At 67.8% G+C, this 16057-nt stretch carries 10 protein-coding genes; 3 read left to right on the forward strand and 7 right to left on the reverse strand.

Going from position 1 to position 16057, the window contains the following annotated elements:
- Positions 1–152: 152 nt before the first annotated feature.
- Positions 153–3734, forward strand: a complete 3582-nt coding sequence (locus tag AC731_RS18230; protein ID WP_048708300.1) for an indolepyruvate ferredoxin oxidoreductase family protein — start codon at positions 153–155, stop codon at positions 3732–3734.
- Between the two features lie 98 nt (positions 3735–3832).
- Positions 3833–4882, forward strand: a complete 1050-nt coding sequence (locus AC731_RS18235) for a Glu/Leu/Phe/Val dehydrogenase dimerization domain-containing protein (RefSeq protein WP_048708301.1) — start codon at positions 3833–3835, stop codon at positions 4880–4882.
- Between the two features lie 68 nt (positions 4883–4950).
- On the opposite strand, the gene AC731_RS20350 is transcribed toward AC731_RS18235, so the two are convergent.
- From AC731_RS20350 to recQ, 6 genes are all read right to left on the reverse strand, one after another.
- Positions 4951–5508 (reverse strand): PEP-CTERM sorting domain-containing protein, encoded by a 558-nt coding sequence (locus AC731_RS20350; protein ID WP_048708303.1) that lies wholly within the window; start codon positions 5506–5508, stop codon positions 4951–4953.
- Between the two features lie 12 nt (positions 5509–5520).
- Positions 5521–5739, reverse strand: a complete 219-nt coding sequence (locus AC731_RS19975) for a hypothetical protein (protein ID WP_156480741.1) — start codon at positions 5737–5739, stop codon at positions 5521–5523.
- Between the two features lie 356 nt (positions 5740–6095).
- A complete protein-coding gene (locus AC731_RS18245) occupies positions 6096–8192 on the reverse strand; it encodes a putative bifunctional diguanylate cyclase/phosphodiesterase (RefSeq protein ID WP_082794369.1) in 2097 nt (698 codons plus the stop codon).
- Positions 8185–10578, reverse strand: coding sequence for an ATP-binding protein (locus AC731_RS18250; RefSeq protein WP_048708305.1), 2394 nt, complete (start codon positions 10576–10578; stop codon positions 8185–8187). Before AC731_RS18250 ends, AC731_RS18245 begins: the two co-directional genes overlap by 8 nt.
- Positions 10575–11135, reverse strand: a complete 561-nt coding sequence (locus AC731_RS18255; protein ID WP_048708307.1) for a YfiR family protein — start codon at positions 11133–11135, stop codon at positions 10575–10577. Before AC731_RS18255 ends, AC731_RS18250 begins: the two co-directional genes overlap by 4 nt.
- A gap of 157 nt (positions 11136–11292) precedes the next feature.
- Positions 11293–13152 carry a DNA helicase RecQ gene (recQ, locus tag AC731_RS18260; protein ID WP_048708309.1) on the reverse strand — a complete coding sequence of 620 codons (1860 nt, stop codon included), beginning with the start codon at positions 13150–13152 and terminating at the stop codon, positions 11293–11295.
- Between the two features lie 183 nt (positions 13153–13335).
- On the opposite strand from recQ, the gene AC731_RS18265 reads away from it, so the two are divergent.
- Positions 13336–14262: a MerR family transcriptional regulator gene (locus AC731_RS18265; RefSeq protein WP_004254120.1), complete on the forward strand. Its 927-nt coding sequence runs from the start codon at positions 13336–13338 to the stop codon at positions 14260–14262.
- Between the two features lie 3 nt (positions 14263–14265).
- Here AC731_RS18265 and AC731_RS18270 read toward each other — a convergent pair whose 3' ends face one another.
- Positions 14266–15894, reverse strand: a complete 1629-nt coding sequence (locus AC731_RS18270; protein ID WP_048708311.1) for a Na/Pi cotransporter family protein — start codon at positions 15892–15894, stop codon at positions 14266–14268.
- Positions 15895–16057: the final 163 nt, after the last annotated feature.

Raw genomic sequence — 16057 nt, forward strand, 5'->3', positions numbered from 1 at the left:
AGAAATTTTTCTCTTTTGCTCCGTAGCATGCGATGCGTTGTCCGCGAAACCGGACGCACCAGAAAACCCATTATCGAAGGAGACAACGCCAGCCTGCGATCCTTGCGTGCCATCCGCGCGCAGGCCGATAGCCGGCGGCGGTTCACACCACCATGTCGAACACCGTGCCCCCCGTCAGCCTCGACGACAAATACACCCTCAAGACCGGCCGCGCCTGGATGACCGGCATCCAGGCCCTGGTGCGCCTGCCGATGATGCAGAAGATGCGCGACGAGGCCGCCGGGCTGAACACCGCCGGCTTCGTCACCGGCTATCGCGGCTCGCCGCTCGGCAACGTCGACCAGGAGTTCTGGAAGGCGAAGAAGTATCTCGAGCCGATGCACATCCGCTTTCAGGCCGGGCTCAACGAAGACCTCGCCGCGACCTCGGTGTGGGGCACGCAGCAGGTCAATCTGGATCCGAACGCCAAGTACGACGGCGTGTTCTCGATCTGGTACGGCAAGGGTCCGGGCGTCGATCGCACCGGTGACGTCTTTCGCCACGCCAATGCCGCCGGCACCTCGAAGCACGGCGGCGTGCTGGTGATCGCCGGCGACGACCATGCCGCCAAGTCGTCCACGTTGCCGCACCAGACCGAGCACGTGTTCAAGGCGCTGATGATGCCGGTGCTGGCCCCGGCCGGCATCCAGGAATACCTGGAATACGGGCTGCACGGCTTCGCGCTGTCGCGCTACTCCGGCTGTTGGGTGGCGTTCAAGGCGTTGACGGACACGGTGGAGACGTCCTCGTCGGTGGACGTCGATCCGTTCAAGGTGCAGACGCGGATCCCGAGCGCGGACGACTTTCCGCTTCCGGTCGATGGTCTCAACCTGCGCTGGCCCGATCCGCCGCTGGTGCAGGAAAAGCGCCTGTTGCACCACAAGCTCTATGCCGCGCTCGCCTACTGCCGGCTCAACAACCTGAACCGCACCATCATCGACAGCCCGAACGCGAAGCTGGGCATCATCACCAGCGGCAAGAGCTATCTCGACGTGCGTCAGGCGCTCGACGATCTCGGCATCGACGAGGACACGGCCGCGGCCATCGGTCTGCGTCTGTACAAGGTCGGCATGGTGTGGCCGCTGGAAGCCGAAGGCGTGCGCCAGTTCGCCGAGGGGCTCGACGAGATCCTGGTCATCGAGGAGAAGCGCCAGTTCCTCGAGTACCAGCTGAAGGAAGAGCTCTACAACTGGAAGGACGAGGTGCGCCCGCGCGTGATCGGCAAGTTCGACGACAAGGGCGAGTGGGCCCTGCCGCACAGCGAATGGCTGTTGCCCGCTGCCGGCGAGCTCACCCCGGCGATGATCGCCCGTGCCATCGCCGGCCGCATCGCCCGCTTCTACACCTCCGACCGCATCAAGGCGCGGCTCGCCTTCATCGAGGCCAAGGAGGCGGCGCTGGCCAAGCCGCGCCTGTCGATCGCGCGCGTGCCGCACTACTGCTCGGGCTGCCCGCACAACACCTCGACCAAGGTGCCGGAAGGCTCGCGTGCGATCGCCGGCATCGGCTGCCACTACATGGCGACCTGGCTGTCGCCCGAGCACACCCAGACCTTCTGCCAGATGGGCGGCGAGGGCGTGCCCTGGATCGGCCAGGCGCCCTTCACCGACACCCCGCATGTCTTCGCCAACCTCGGCGACGGCACCTACATGCACTCGGGCATCCTCGCCATCCGCGCCGCGGTGGCGGCCAAGGTGAACATCACCTACAAGATCCTCTACAACGACGCGGTGGCGATGACCGGCGGTCAGCCGCACGACGGCACACTGTCGGTGCCGATCATCGCCCGCCAGCTGCTGGCCGAAGGCGTGGGCACGGTGGTGGTGGTCAATGACGGTACGCCGCGCGCCTACGGCCCGGCCGACCTGCCGCACGGCATCGCCATCCGCCATCGCGATGAGCTGGACACGGTGCAGCGTGAGCTGCGCACCGTGCCGGCGGTGACGGCGATCATCTACGACCAGACCTGCGCCGCCGAAAAGCGCCGCCGCCGCAAGCGCGGCAAGTTCCCGGACCCGGCCAAGCGCGTGGTGATCAACGACCACGTGTGCGAAGGCTGCGGCGACTGCAGCGACAAGTCCAACTGCATGTCGGTGGGCGCGGTGGAAACCGAGTTCGGCCGCAAGCGCTTCATCGACCAGAGCTCGTGCAACAAGGATTACTCCTGCGTGAAGGGCTTCTGCCCGAGCTTCGTCACCATCGAGGGCGGCAAGCTGCGGAAGGGCAAGGCTGCCGGCAAGGCTGCCTTTGCCGAGCTGCCCGAGCCCCAGCTGCCCTCCACCGCCGCGCCCTGGGGCATCCTGATCACCGGCGTCGGCGGCACCGGCGTGGTGACCATCGGCGCGCTGCTGGGCATGGCCGCACACCTGGAAGGCAAGGGCATCTCGGTGCTCGACATGGCGGGGCTGGCGCAGAAGGGCGGCGCGGTGTGGTCGCATGTGCGCATCGCCGACAACCAGACACAACTCCATGCCGCACGGGTCGCCGCCGGCGAGGCCAATGCGGTGATCGGCTGCGACCTGGTGGTGGCCGCCAGCGACGAGTCGCTGGCCAAGATGCAGCACGGGCTCACCCGCGTTGTCATCAACCGCGACCAGACCAACACTAGCGAGTTCGTGCGCGGCTTCGCCGCCCAGGCGCGCAGCGGCAATGTCGGCGCCAATCCGGACCCGCAGTTCCCGGCGCGCTCGATGGAGGCGCAGATCGTCGACGCGGTCGGCGCGGACAAGGCCGAGTTCCTCGACGCCACCCGCATCGCCACCGACCTGCTCGGCGACTCGATCGCCACCAACCTGTTCATGCTCGGCTACGCCTGGCAGCGCGGCCTGGTGCCGCTGTCGCGGCAGGCGATCGAGCGTGCGATCGAGATCAACGGCGCTGCGGTCGAGGCCAACAAGGCCGCCTTCCTGTGGGGCCGGCGCGCCGCGGTCGACCTGAAGGCGGTGATCGAGGCCGCCAAGCCGCAGTTCGGCACGCCGGAACATCACAAACTCTCGACCAGCGTCGACGAGGTGATTGCCCGCCGCAAGGCCCGACTCACCGACTACCAGAACGCTGCCTACGCCGAGCGCTACGCAAGGCTGGTCGAGCGCGTGCGTGCCGCGGAAGCGAAGGTCGCGCCGGGCATCACCTTGCTGACCGAGGCGGTGGCGCGGGGCTATCACAAGCTGCTCGCCTACAAGGACGAGTACGAGGTTGCGCGCCTCTATACCGAGACCGACTTCCTGAAGCGGGTCGAGGAACAGTTCGAAGGCGACTACAAGCTCGTCTTCCACCTCGCCCCGCCGACCCTGGCCGACCAGGACCCGCAGACCGGCGAGCTGAAGAAGAAGGCCTACGGCCCGTGGATGCTCAAGGCGATGCGCACGCTGGCGAAGTTCCGCCATCTGCGCGGCTCGCTGCTGGACCCCTTCGCGCGCAGCCACGACCGCAAGCTCGACCGCGAGCTGATCGCCGACTACGAGCGCATCGTCGAGGAGATCATCGTGAACCTCGACCGCAGCAGCCACGAGGCGGCGATCGAGCTGGCGGCCATCCCCGAGCAGATCCGCGGCTACGGCCATGTGCGCGAGCGCTACCTCGCCAGCGCCCGCCAGCGCCAGGCGGCCCTGCTCGAGGACTTCCGCCACCGCCGTCCGGTGAGTGCGCCGGCGGCGACCAAGGCGCGTCGGACCATCGCGATCATCCCGGGCTGACGCCGCACTGCTTTTCACCCCTGCCGCCTGACCGGCCCGCCACGAGCGGCGCCGGCGGGCTGGCTCACACCACGTTCCCATAAGGAAGGAGACACAGCATGGCCGTATTTTCCCTGAGCGACTTCGCCGACCACGAGCAGGTGGTCTTCGTCAGCGACGACAAGAGCGGACTGAAGGCGATCATCGCCGTCCACAATTCCAATCTCGGTCCGGCGCTCGGTGGCTGCCGCATGTGGCCGTATGCCTCTGAAGATGAGGCGATTCGCGATGTGCTGCGCCTGTCGCGCGGCATGACCTACAAGTCGGCGATGGCCAATCTGAAGCTCGGCGGCGGCAAGTCCGTCATCATCGGCAACCCGCGCACGCAGAAGACGCCCGAACTGCTCGCCGCTTTTGCCCGTGCGCTGGAGCAGCTGAATGGCCGCTACATTGCCGCCGAGGATTCCGGCACCAGCGTCGCCGACATGAAGTACATGACGCAGTTCACCCGCCACGTCGCCGGCATCCACGACAAGCCTTCGGACGCGGGTACGCGCAGCGGCGACCCCTCGCCGGCCACCGCCTACGGCACCTTCATCGGCATCAAAGCGGCGGTGAAGGAGCGCCTCGGCCGTGATTCACTGGAAGGCCTGCGCGTCGCGGTGCAGGGCGTGGGCAACGTCGGCTTCGACCTCGCCCGCCAGCTCAAGGCTGCAGGCGCGCAGCTCTGGGTCACCGACATCCACCGCGAGCCGCTGCTGCAGGCTGGCAAGGAGCTGGGCGCCACCGTGGTCGCGCCGGAAGAGGTCTTCGGTCTCGACGTCGACGTCTTCGCCCCCTGCGCGCTCGGCGCCATCCTCAACGACAGCACGATCCCGCAGCTGAAGGCGAAGGTCGTTGCCGGGGCCGCCAACAACCAGCTCGCCGAAGCCCGTCACGGTGCCGAACTGATGAAGCGCGGCATCCTGTATGCGCCGGATTACGTCATCAACGCAGGCGGCATTATCGACGTGTATCACGAGCGCATCGGGTTCGACCGTGCGGCGCTGATCAAGCACATCGAGGGCATCGAGGACAACCTGATGGAGATCTTCGAGCGTGCGCGCAAGGAGGAGCGACCGACCGGCGAAGTGGCGGATGCCATCGCCGAGGAGCGCTTCAAGCGCTGAGCGTTTCCGGCGCGACCATGAAAAACGGCGACCAGCGGGTCGCCGTTTTCCTGCGTGGAGCCCGGGTGTCAGGCAGCGCGCTGCTTGCGGCGCAGGGCGCCCAGGCCGGCGAGACCGAGGCCGAGCAGGGCGAGCGAACCGGGTTCGGGAACGGCATTCGGTTCTCCGGCCTCTTGCTCCGGGGCAGGCGCGGGGCTGACTGGCAACAGTTGCGGTAGCGTGAGCATCGTGACCGTTGCGTTCAGCGCTTTCGCGCCCTCGTTGTTGTTGACGAAGCTGAGCGCACCGAGACTGATCTGGAAAAGCCCGCCGTCGCCGAATGCCACGTCGAGCGGCGACCAGGTCAGGCTGAAGTCGACCGTTGCGTCGTCGATCAGCCCCGGTGTCGCGATACCTGCGGTACGGACCTCGCGGATTGAGCCCAGAGGGTCGGCAAATGTGAGGAAGACGGAAACGTCGAGTTCGTCTGTCTCAGCGTCTCGAATGCCGGTGTTGCCCTTGCCGGGGCCCGTGTTGGGTTCGCGGAAATTGACGGTGCCGATCTGGAAGCTGAACGAGTCGCCCGCCGTGCCGAGCGTGAAGCTCTGGGTCGTGAAGGCGGAAGTTGCAAAAACGACGTCAAGCAAGGTGCCGCCGTTTTACTTGTTATCGACCCCGTAGCCCGCGCCCCATGTCATTGCGGCGTTGCTGACCACGAAGCTGATCGGGGCAGCCGTTGCGGCCGACGCGACGACCATGAGGCCGGCTGCGATTAGCGCCAATCCGCCATTCCTGATTTTTGCTTGCATTTTTTTCTCCAGGCGTCTGCCGGTGATTAGATATCCGTCGGCAAGCACTCGCACATTGCGCTTGCTCATGGGATTCTAAGCACAACTCATGCCATCGCCTAAATTATTAAATAAAGTCAATAAAATCAGTATTTTTAACTGGATTTGCGGTGCTGTTTACGAGCCCTTCTGACCTTCTCGGGCTGCCCTGTAATAACAACCGACATCTGCTGAATCCCGAGTCCCGTTTTTTCGATGATCGAGTGAAGGGGATGCGAGCGAGCGTGATTTCCGTCACTTGCCGTGCGTCTCGGCTGCGTGTAGCGAAAACGGCTGATTCTTGGTGAAAGGGTCGTTTGCCGTCGTCGCAAGGGGCCGAAAAGACGGGCTGAGTGTAAAGAAAACCGACACTTTCGCCGGCCATCGCTTGTGAGAAGGCGATATGGCTATGCGATCAACCGTCGAGCGAAGTCGTCCGCCGGCAGTGGCCGTGCGTACAGGTAGCCCTGGACGAGGTCGCAGCCTTCGTGGCGCAGGACCGCGGCCTGTTCGATCGTCTCCACGCCTTCGGCCACCACTTCGAGGCCGAGCCCTTTCGCCAGCGCGATGATGCCGCGCACCACGGCGGCCTGGCGCGGCACGCCGAGCATGTCCTGGATGAAGGCGCGGTCGATCTTCAGCGTGTCGAGCGGCAGGAAGCTCAGCTGGCTCAGCGAAGAGTAGCCCATGCCGAAATCGTCGAGCGCGAGGCGGAAACCGTATTCGTGCATGTCGCGCAGCACCGCGCGCACGAACTCCGTGTCCTGCATGATCATGCTTTCGGTCAGCTCGAGCTCGATCAGGTGTTGCGGTACGCCGCAGCGCTCGGTCTCGGCCACCAGCAAGGGCAAGAGCCCGGCGTCGAGGAAGTGCGAGGCAGCGAGATTGAGCGCCACCCCGACGATCGGCAGGCCGGCGTCGCCCCACTCGCGCAACTGGCGGCAGGCACGGCGGATGACCCACTCGCCGAGCGGAATGATCAGGCCGGTTTCTTCTGCGAGCGGGATGAAGCGGCTGGGGGGCAGCAGGCCGAGCGTCGGGTGCTGCCAGCGGATCAGGGCCTCCGCGCAGCGGATCGCGCCTTCGCGATCGTACTTGGGCTGGTAGTGCAGCATCAGGCCGCCACCGTCGGTGCTTGCCAGTGCGGCGCGCAGTTCGGCCTCTAGTTGCAGTTGCAGGCGGGCGTCGGTGTTGATGTCGGGCGAGTAGAACTGCAGGTCGCGGACGCCGTGGCTCTTGGCGTGGTGCGTCGCCGCGATGCAGGCGCTGATCAGCTCGGAGGTCGACTGGCCGTCCGCCGGATGAATTGCGATGCCGGCACGGGCGTCGAGCATGACCTCGTTGCCACCGCTGCGGAAGGGGCGCCGGATGGCGCCCAACAATCGGTGCGCCACGCGGCTGGCCTCATGCGGCGACGGCAGGCCGGTCAGCAGCACCATGAACTCGTCGCCCCCCCAGCGTGCCAGCGTGGCGCCGATCGCAGCCTTCCCCGGCAGGCGGGCCTTGCCCGACAGGGCCTCGGCGAGCCGGCGAGCCACCTGCAGCAGCAGGGCGTCGCCCGCTTCGTGCCCCAGGCTGTCATTGACGCGCTGGTAGCGGTCGAGGTCGACATGGATGACGGCACCGAGCGTGCCGGCCTGATGTTGCGCCAGCCGCTCGTCCAGCACCTCGGTGAAGCGCGCGCGATTGGCGAGCCCGGTGACCGGGTCGTGGCGCGTGAGGTAGTCGATGCGTTCTTCGATGCGGCGCTGGGCAGTGACGTCCTGCACCGTGCCATAGGAACGCGCGGCCGTCCCGTCGGCGTCGTACTCGAACTTCACCCGCAGCTGAATCCAGCGTATCTGACCGTCGCGCGTCAGGAAGCGGTGGATGATGTCCAGCGCTTCGTGCCGTTCGATGGCCTGCGCGATGCCCTGTTGCACGCGCGTGCGATCGTCGGGATGCACGCCCTGCATGAAGCGCTGCACGGTGGCCGGCGTCTCGAGTGGGTCGAGGTCCAGGACCGTGTACAGCTCGTCCGAGCACAGCGCGAACCCGCTGGCGCGGTCCAGCTCCCAGCTCCCGAGCCGGGCGATGACCTGCGCCTCCTGCAGGTTGCGGCGGCTCGCCTCCAGTGCCTGCAAGGTGTCGCGCGCGCGCAGCAGGAAACGCACGCGATGCGCGAGGATGCTGAAGTTGAAGGGTTTGGCAATGAAATCGGAGGCGCCGGCGTCGAAGGCCTTCTGGATCGTGTCGCTGTCGTCCAGCGATGTCATGACCAGCACCGGCAGGCGAGCATGAGCGGGCTGCGCGCGCAGCCAGGTGCAGAAGGCCAGTCCGCCGATGCCCGGCATCTGGAGGTCGAGCAGGATGATGTCCGGCCGCGTCTCGCCGAGCAGGGGGATCGCCGCCTCGGCGATTTCGGCGTCGACGACCGCGTGGCCGACGTCGGTCAACGCACTGCCGGCGAGCAGGCGGATGACGGGGTCGTCGTCGACGATGAGGATCCGCGCCCGTTCAGCCACGGCAGGCCTCCATGTCGGCGATTGCCGCGTCGAGTGCCGTGACCGCCGCCTCGAAACCCTGCGCGATGTCGCCGATGCCGGCGTCGATGCTGGCTGCGTTGCCAGCGCGCAGGGCCAGCTCCACCTCGCGGCAGCGGGCCGAGAGCTGCAGCGCGCCGAGCGTGGCGCTGCTCGATTTCAGCGTGTGCGCGGCCCTCGAGGCGGTCGCCACATCACCGTCGCGCCACGCCGCCTGCAGGCTTTCGAGCTGCCGGCGCCCGTCTTCGCGGAATACGGCAACGACCTTGCGCAGCAGGGCATTCCCGCTCGAATGCTGCGTCGCGATCGTCTGCAATACGAAGGTGTCGAGCACCTCCGCCGGCGCAGGGGGTGGCGTCAAGGGGGCGAGGGGGGTGGGTGCCGGTGCGGCAGCCTGCGTGGCCGGGGCGTCGAGCCAGCGTGCGATGACCTCGACCAGCTCGGACTGGCGATAGGGCTTGGCGATGAAGTCGACCATGCCCGCTTCGAGGCAGCGTTCGCGGTCGCCCTGCATGGTGTTGGCGGTCATGGCCACGATGGGGCAACCCGCGGCGCCGTGGCGCTGGATCAGGATGCGACGGGTGGCCTCGAGACCGTCCATCACCGGCATCTGGCAGTCCATGAGGATGAGGTCGAATCGCGTGCGCTGGCAGGCAGCCACCGCTTCCGCGCCATTGTGCGCGACCTCGATGGTGAAGCCCAGGCTCTTGAGCTGGCTTGCGGCCAGCGCCTGATTCACCGGGTTGTCCTCGACCAGCAGCACGCGCAATCCCTGCCAGCGTGCGGACGTGTTGGCAGGGTCCTGCCGTGCGGCGTCCGCTGCTGCCTTCGGCGCCGGGGGCGGGGTGTCGGGCTGGGCGGCGGCGGGCACGACCGGCATCGCCAGGCTCAGGCGAAAGCTCGAGCCGCGGCCTGGGGTGCTTCGGGCGGTGATCCGGCCGCCCATCAGTTCGACGAGCTGGCGCACGATGGCAAGGCCAAGCCCGGTGCCGCCGAAGCGACGCGTGGTGGAGTTGTCAGCCTGGGCGAAGGCGTCGAACAGCTTCGGCAGCAGCGTCGGGCCGATGCCGATGCCGCTGTCGCTCACCTCGATGTCGAGCCGTGCCTCGTCGGGCCCGACACCCGGATGCGCATCCACCGTGATCGTGACCCCGCCGGATGATGTGAACTTGAGCGCGTTGCTCAGCAGGTTGTGGATGATCTGCCGGATGCGCGTGGGATCGCCGATCATCAGTGCGGGCACCGTCGGGGCGATGCGGGCCTCCAGCGTCAGCCCCTTGTCGCGGGCCATCGGCGCGTGCAGTTCGACCAGTTCGTTCACCAGCCGTGCGGGCGCGAGCGGGATGCGCTCGAGTTCCATTCGCCCGGCTTCGATCTTGGAGAAGTCGAGCAGATCGTTCAGGATCGCCAGCAGTGTCTCGCCCGACTGCAGGGCGGCATGTGCGTGACGGCTCTGCTCCGGCGTGAGCGGCGAGGACAGCAGCAGCTCGGTCATGCCGAGAATGCCGTTCATCGGCGTCCGGATCTCGTGGCTCATCGTCGCCAGGAAGCGCGACTTGGCCTGGTTGGCGGCCTCGGCGCTCTCCTTGGCGTGGCGCAGCTCGGCGGTGCGGGCCTCGACTTCGCGTTCCAGGTTGTCGCGGTGTTCGAGCAGGGCGTGGCCGCGCGCCTCGATTTCGGCCAGCATGCGGTTGAACTCGTCGACGAGGGCGCCGACCTCGTCGTTGCCGAACTTGCTTACGCGCACGTCGTAGCGTTGGTTGCGGATCACTTCGCCCACCGCCTGGGCGAGATCGCTGATCGGCGCGGTGATGTGCCGCTTCAGGCGCAGTCCCAGCAGGACCGCCACGGCCGCGGCGCATGCCGCGATACAGGACAGCAGCAGGCCCGTGCCGAACTGACGCCAGGTGTCGGTGATGTCGGCCTCGATCTCGAGCTGGCCGATGGTTTCGCCGCCTGCCGTCACCGGCTCGCGGAAGTTCAGCCTGGTCGGCAGCAGCAGCGCGATCAGGGCAGCGTCCGCTCCGACCGCAAGGTCTGCGCTCGCCGCCGCCGCGGACGGCGGCAAGTCGTAGCTTGCAAGCAGCATGCCGTTCGCATCCAGCAGGCGCGCATGCCGGATCGTCGGGTCGGCCTGCAGCGCACCGAGGATCGCCGTGGCGGTGCGCATGTCGTTGAAGGCGAGCGCGCCCTGGCTGTTCAGGCTGGTGAGGTGGGCCAGGGTCTGGATGCGTTGCTGGGCGCCGTGATGGAACTTGTAGATGGCTCCGGCGGCGAACACGAGCATCGCCAGCAGGATGGCCGTGCCTGTGGTGCCGGCCACGATGCGGGTGAGCTTGCTGGCGATGGGCAGGTCGCGGAATCTCATTGCACCACCTGGTCGGCGAGCTGCAGCAGCTGGCTGCTCAGCATCAGGTTGGCGGCGCGGGCCGCGGCGAGGTTGATGTCGAAGCGTATGCGGCCGTCGACGATCTTCAGTTCGATCATGCCACCGTGGGCGAGGAAGCCGGGCTGGTCGCTGACGGTGAGTGTGGCCCGCTGGTTCGCCAGCAGCCGCAGGCTGTCGAGGGTCGCGGCGTCCGTTCTGTCGGCGAAGATCACGTCGCATGCCGCTTCGCCACCGGTCGCGTCCAGCGGCTGCAGCCGCAGCTGGCGGCCCTGCACGTTGCGACCGTCGAGGGCGTTGAGCTGGCCTGCGAGCGGATAGTCGCCGGTGACGCAGAGCGTGAGCGTTTGCGTCGTCACGTCCTGTCCGTCAGGCCAGCCGGTGAACTTGATGAAGTTGAGGATGAAGACTGCCTTGACGCGCGCTTCCTCGATCGAGTCGGCGGCCCGTGCGGCACCCGCGCCCAGCGCGGCAAGCGCCATCGCGGCCACGACGAAGCCGCGGAGCAGGGGGAGGCGTAGCCGGAGGGGCGGCATCATGAGGGACTCAGTGGCGCCAGACTGCCTTTGGGTGGACGCTGCGTTCGATCAGGCGATGCAGCATTGCTGCCCAATATATCGCGAATCCGGTTGCGCGCCTGCTGTCGGGATGCGGACAGGCTAACGAAAACCGCGTCGGACCACCCCGGCGGCCTGCTCAGTTCGTGGCGTTCGTCAGCGCCAGGATGGCCTCGCCGTAGGCTTCGAGCTTGCGGTCGCCGATGCCGCTGATGGATGCGAGTTCCGATAGCGTCTGCGGACGGGCGATGGCGATCTCGCGCAGCGTGGCGTCCTGGAAAACGACGTAGGCCGGCACGTTGCGCTCCTTCGCGGTGGCGAAGCGCCACGCGCGCAGGCGGTCGAACAGCGTGGTGGGGATGCCGTCGGGGATGTCGAGCGGGGCGTTGCGCCGCTTGCCGCGACTCTTGCCGCGTTCGCGCTCGAGGCGCAGGTGGAACTCGGCTTCGCCGCGCAGCAACGGGCGGGCGGCGTCGGTGAGGCGCAGGGCGTTGTAGCGCTCGTGGTCCACCGCGACGAACTCGCGCGCCACCAGCTGGCGGAAGATCGTGCGCCAGCGCTTCTCGTCGAGCTCGCTGCCGATGCCGAAGGTGGTGATGTCCTGGTGCTGGCGCTCGATGACCTTCTCGGTGAGCTCGCCGCGCAGCACGTCGATCAGGTGGCCGGCACCGTAGCGCTGGCCGGTGCGATAGACACAGCTCAAGGCCTTGCGCGCGGCCTCGGTGGCATCCCAGGTCTGCGGCGGGTTGAGGCAGTTGTCGCAGTTGCCGCAGGGGCCGGATTCCTCGCCGAAGTAGGCCAGGAGGTGCTGGCGGCGGCAGGTGGTGGCCTCGACCAGGCCGACCAGCACGTCGAGGCGGTTGCGCGCCAGGCGCTTGAACTCCTCGCCCGCCTCCGATTCGTCGATCATGCGCCGCTGTTGCACCACGTCCTGCGCCCCCCAGGCCATCCAGGCCTGCGCGGGCAGGCCGTCACGGCCGGCGCGGCCGGTTTCCTGGTAGTAGCCCTCGATCGAGCGCGGCAGGTCGAGGTGGGCGACGAAGCGCACGTCGGGCTTGTCGATGCCCATGCCGAAGGCGATCGTCGCCACCATGATCAGCCCGTCCTCGCGCAGGAAGCGGGTCTGGTGCTCGGCGCGCATTTCCTGCGTCATGCCGGCGTGGTAGGGCAGGGCGTTGAGGCCCTGTTCCTGCAGCCAGGCGGCGGTCTCCTCCACCTTGCGACGCGACAGGCAATACACGATGCCGGCCTGCGCGGGGCATTCCTCACGGATGAAATTCAGCAGCTGGCGGCGCGGATCGTCCTTGTCGACGATGGTGTAGCGGATGTTGGGGCGGTCGAAGCTGGAGACGAAGCGGCGCGCGTGGGTCAGATTCAGGCGCTCGGCGATCTCCTCGCGGGTCTGGCGGTCGGCGGTGGCGGTGAGCGCAATGCGCGGAATGGACGGATAGCGCTCGGGCAGGATGGAAAGCTGCAGGTACTCCGGGCGGAAATCGTGGCCCCACTGCGACACGCAGTGCGCTTCGTCGATCGCGAACAGCGCGAGCCGGTGGGTGTCGCGCAGGTGATCGAGCTGGTCGAGGAAGCGCGGTGTCATCAGCCGCTCGGGTGCGACGTAGAGCAGGTCGAGCTCGCCGTCCCACAGCGCACGCTCGACGGCGCGCGCGGCGTCCATGTCGAGGCTCGAGTTCAGGAAGGCCGCGCGCACGCCGGCCTCGACCAGTGCGCTGACCTGGTCCTGCATCAGCGCGATCAGCGGTGACACGACGATGGCCGTGCCGTCGCGCATCAGCGCCGGGATCTGGTAGCACAGCGACTTGCCGCCGCCGGTCGGCATCAGTACCAGCGCATCGCCGCCCGCCGCTACGTGCTCGACGATGGCCTGCTGCTCGCCGCGGAAGGCGGGGTAGCCGAAGACATGCTGGAGGATGTGAAGCGCCGACTGCGGCGTACGAGGGGCGGAGCTGGGGTAGGGGGGCGATGCGAACGCGGTGTCCATGGGGGCGCATTGTACCGGCTTCGTTGCGGGAGCCTGCGGCTGGTCATGCTGCGGGAGGGGGCGCACGCGCTTTCAGTGCTGACGACTTTGTCGTGGACAAAAGTGGAACAGCTGCCTAGCATTCGCTTGCGGCCGGCAGCGTGCTGTCCGCTTATCGCCCCCCATCTTTGAGCCTCGTCCGCCATGAATGCTGCCCCTCCGGAAGAGATCGCCTTCAACATCGCCGCGGTCGAGCGCGACACCGGCCTGCCAAAGGACACCTTGCGTGTGTGGGAGCGCCGTTACGGCTTCCCCGCGCCGGCGCGCGACGCCAATGGCGAGCGGCAGTACCCGCCCGAGCAGGTCGAGAAGTTGCGCCTGATCCGTCGCCTGCTGGATCACGGCCACCGCCCGGCGAAGATCTGCGGCGCCTCGTCCGAAGAGCTGGCGCAGCTGCTCGCGCAGTACGGGCGTGCCGCCGCTGCCGGGGAGGAGGGCGGATGCGACAACCGCCTGCTCGAGTGCGTCTGCCTGCACCGCAGTGCCGAACTGGCGGTCGGCTTGCGCCAGGCCCTGCTCAAGCAGGGGCTTCAGCGTTTCGTCGTCGACACGGTTGCGCCGCTGGCCGCGGCGGTGGGCGAAGCCTGGCTGCGCGGCGAGGTCGATGTGTCGGAGGAGCATCTGTTCACCGAGCAGGTGCAGAACCTGCTGCGCAGCGCCATCGGCGCGCAGGCTGGTGCTGGCGGGCGTCCGCGCGTCCTTCTCACCACCCTGCCCGACGAGGTGCATGTGCTGGGCCTGCTGATGGCCGAAGCCATGCTCGTGCCCGAGGGCGCTTCCTGCGTGTCGCTCGGCACCCGCACGCCGCTGGCCGATATCCGCAATGCGGCGACCGGGGGCGGTTTCGACATCGTCGGCCTGTCGTTCAGCATCGCCTATCCGGCACGGCAGGCGGTCGACGATCTGCTGCAACTGCGCGCCAGCCTGCCGTCGCACGTCGCCCTGTGGGCGGGGGGGGCGGCGGTGCGTGACCGTCAGCGCCGCCTGCCGGGGGTGCGGGTGGTGGGCGATCTGGACGACACCCTCGTCGCCCTGCACGAGTGGCGCAGCGCCCACGAGCGTGGGGGCTGAGCTTCACGTGCCATTGCTGTTGGCCGGGTCGCTGTCACCCGCACGCTCGGCCTCATCGTTGCGTGCCACTTCGGCAGCCGATGTGCCTTCATCCAGCGCCGCGAGCATGCGCGCGGCCTTCGCCACCTGCTCGGTGGCGCGGCGCTCCAGGCTCGCCAGGCGAAGCCAGTCCTGCATGGTATGAATGTCGAGGCGGGCGTGCGCACCGCCAAGCAGCAGGGCGGCCTTCAGTTCCTGGTACCGGGCTTCCGCCTCCTCCAGGCGCACCGACACTGCGCCGGGGCTGAAGTCCGGGCGACCGGGGTCGGCGGCTTCGGCCAGGCGGGCGACGGACTGGCGGAAGGTCTCGATCTCGGCGGAGAAGTCGCGCGTTGCCGTGCGTGCCAGATTGCCGGCAAGGGCGACTGCCTCGCGCATCAGCATGGCCGTCGTTTCCTGGTACTGCAGCGTGCGCAGGCTGTGCGCCAGTGTCTCGACGAGGGCGGGCGGCAGGCTGGCGCCGCTCAGCTGGCGCGCGTAGTTGCCGATGGCGGGGGCCAGTGCCTGCAGGGCCGAGGTTTCGTGCTCGACGCTCGCTTCGTCCGGCGGCAGGCGGTTGGCTGCCGCCAGCGCGGCGACGGCGAAGCACTGGGTGCGTGACAGTTCCATGCGCAGCGCGTGGATCGCCAGGTCGGGGATCGCCAGCGAGTTCGTGTCCAGGTAGTGCGGCCGCGCCACTTCTTCCTCGCGCGTGCGGAAGCGGCTCGACAGCGAGCGCAGCATCAGGGGGGCGATCGGCACCATCAGCAGCACGCCGAGCAGGTTGAAGGCCGTGTGGAACATCGCGATCATCACCGCCGGCGTTGCCGGCTGCTCGAACCATTCGCGCAGCACGCCGAGCAGCGCGATCAGCAGCGGAAGCATCAGCAGCGCGACGGCACCGGTCACCAGGTTGAAGAGCACGTGGGCGGCGGCCAGGCGGCGCGCGTTGGAGGTCGCGCCCATCGCCGACAGGATGGCGGTGGAGGTCGTCCCGATGTTGGTGCCGATGACCATCGCGCAGGCAGCTTCGACCGTCAGCAGCCCGCCCTGCGCTGCGGTGATGACGATGGCGATGACCGCGCCGGATGCCTGCATCAGCACCGTGAGCAGGGTGCCGATGCCGATCAGGATCAGCCAGCCGGTGAGGCCGGGCGCGATGAAGTCCTGCAGGTCCACCATGCTGCCGACGCCCGAGAAGCTGTCCTTGAGCACGTCGATGCCGAGGAAGAGCACGCCGAATCCCGCGAGCGCCTGTCCCAGCGCACGCGATCGCACCGTGCGGCCGGCGAGCATCAGCACGGCGCCGATGCCGACGAAGGGCAGGGCGAAGGCGTCGATCCTGAAGCCGAAACCCAGGGCCGCAACGAGCCAGGCGTTCATCGTCGTGCCGACGTTGGAGCCGAAGATGACCCACAGCGCGTTCTTCAGCGACAGCAGGCCGGTGTTGACGAAACCGATGCTGGCGACGGTGACGGCCGTCGACGACTGCACCAGCGCAGTGATGGTCATGCCGGCGGCGAGGCCGCGTGGCGCCGTGGCGGTGCCGCGTTCGAGCAGCCCCTCCAGAGCACGGCCGGCGGCGAGTTTCAAACCCTCGGTCATCATGTGCATGCCGATGAGGAACAGGCCGATGCCGCCCAGAAGGGCGGAAATCAGCTCGAAAGCAGTGGGGACGGGCGTTTCCAGGGGGTGCTCCGGCGGGGCGAGGGATGGCCTAAGCGTAATACCGCAAGTCGTTTCGTGGAAGCGCACAAAATTGTCCACGACAAAATAT

Origin of the sequence: Thauera humireducens, from assembly GCF_001051995.2 — a bacterium.
GTDB classification, from domain to species: Bacteria; Pseudomonadota; Gammaproteobacteria; order Burkholderiales; family Rhodocyclaceae; genus Thauera; species Thauera humireducens.

Coding starts and splice junctions, on each gene's coding strand:
- AC731_RS18265 (WP_004254120.1), top strand. CDS start 13,336: ATGAATGCTGCCCCTCCGGAAGAGATCGCCTTCAACATCGCCGCGGTC.
- AC731_RS18255 (WP_048708307.1), bottom strand. CDS start 11,135: ATGATGCCGCCCCTCCGGCTACGCCTCCCCCTGCTCCGCGGCTTCGTC.
- AC731_RS19975 (WP_156480741.1), bottom strand. CDS start 5,739: ATGAGCAAGCGCAATGTGCGAGTGCTTGCCGACGGATATCTAATCACC.
- AC731_RS18250 (WP_048708305.1), bottom strand. CDS start 10,578: ATGAGATTCCGCGACCTGCCCATCGCCAGCAAGCTCACCCGCATCGTG.
- AC731_RS18270 (WP_048708311.1), bottom strand. CDS start 15,894: ATGCACATGATGACCGAGGGTTTGAAACTCGCCGCCGGCCGTGCTCTG.
- recQ (WP_048708309.1), bottom strand. CDS start 13,152: ATGGACACCGCGTTCGCATCGCCCCCCTACCCCAGCTCCGCCCCTCGT.
- AC731_RS18230 (WP_048708300.1), top strand. CDS start 153: ATGTCGAACACCGTGCCCCCCGTCAGCCTCGACGACAAATACACCCTC.
- AC731_RS18235 (WP_048708301.1), top strand. CDS start 3,833: ATGGCCGTATTTTCCCTGAGCGACTTCGCCGACCACGAGCAGGTGGTC.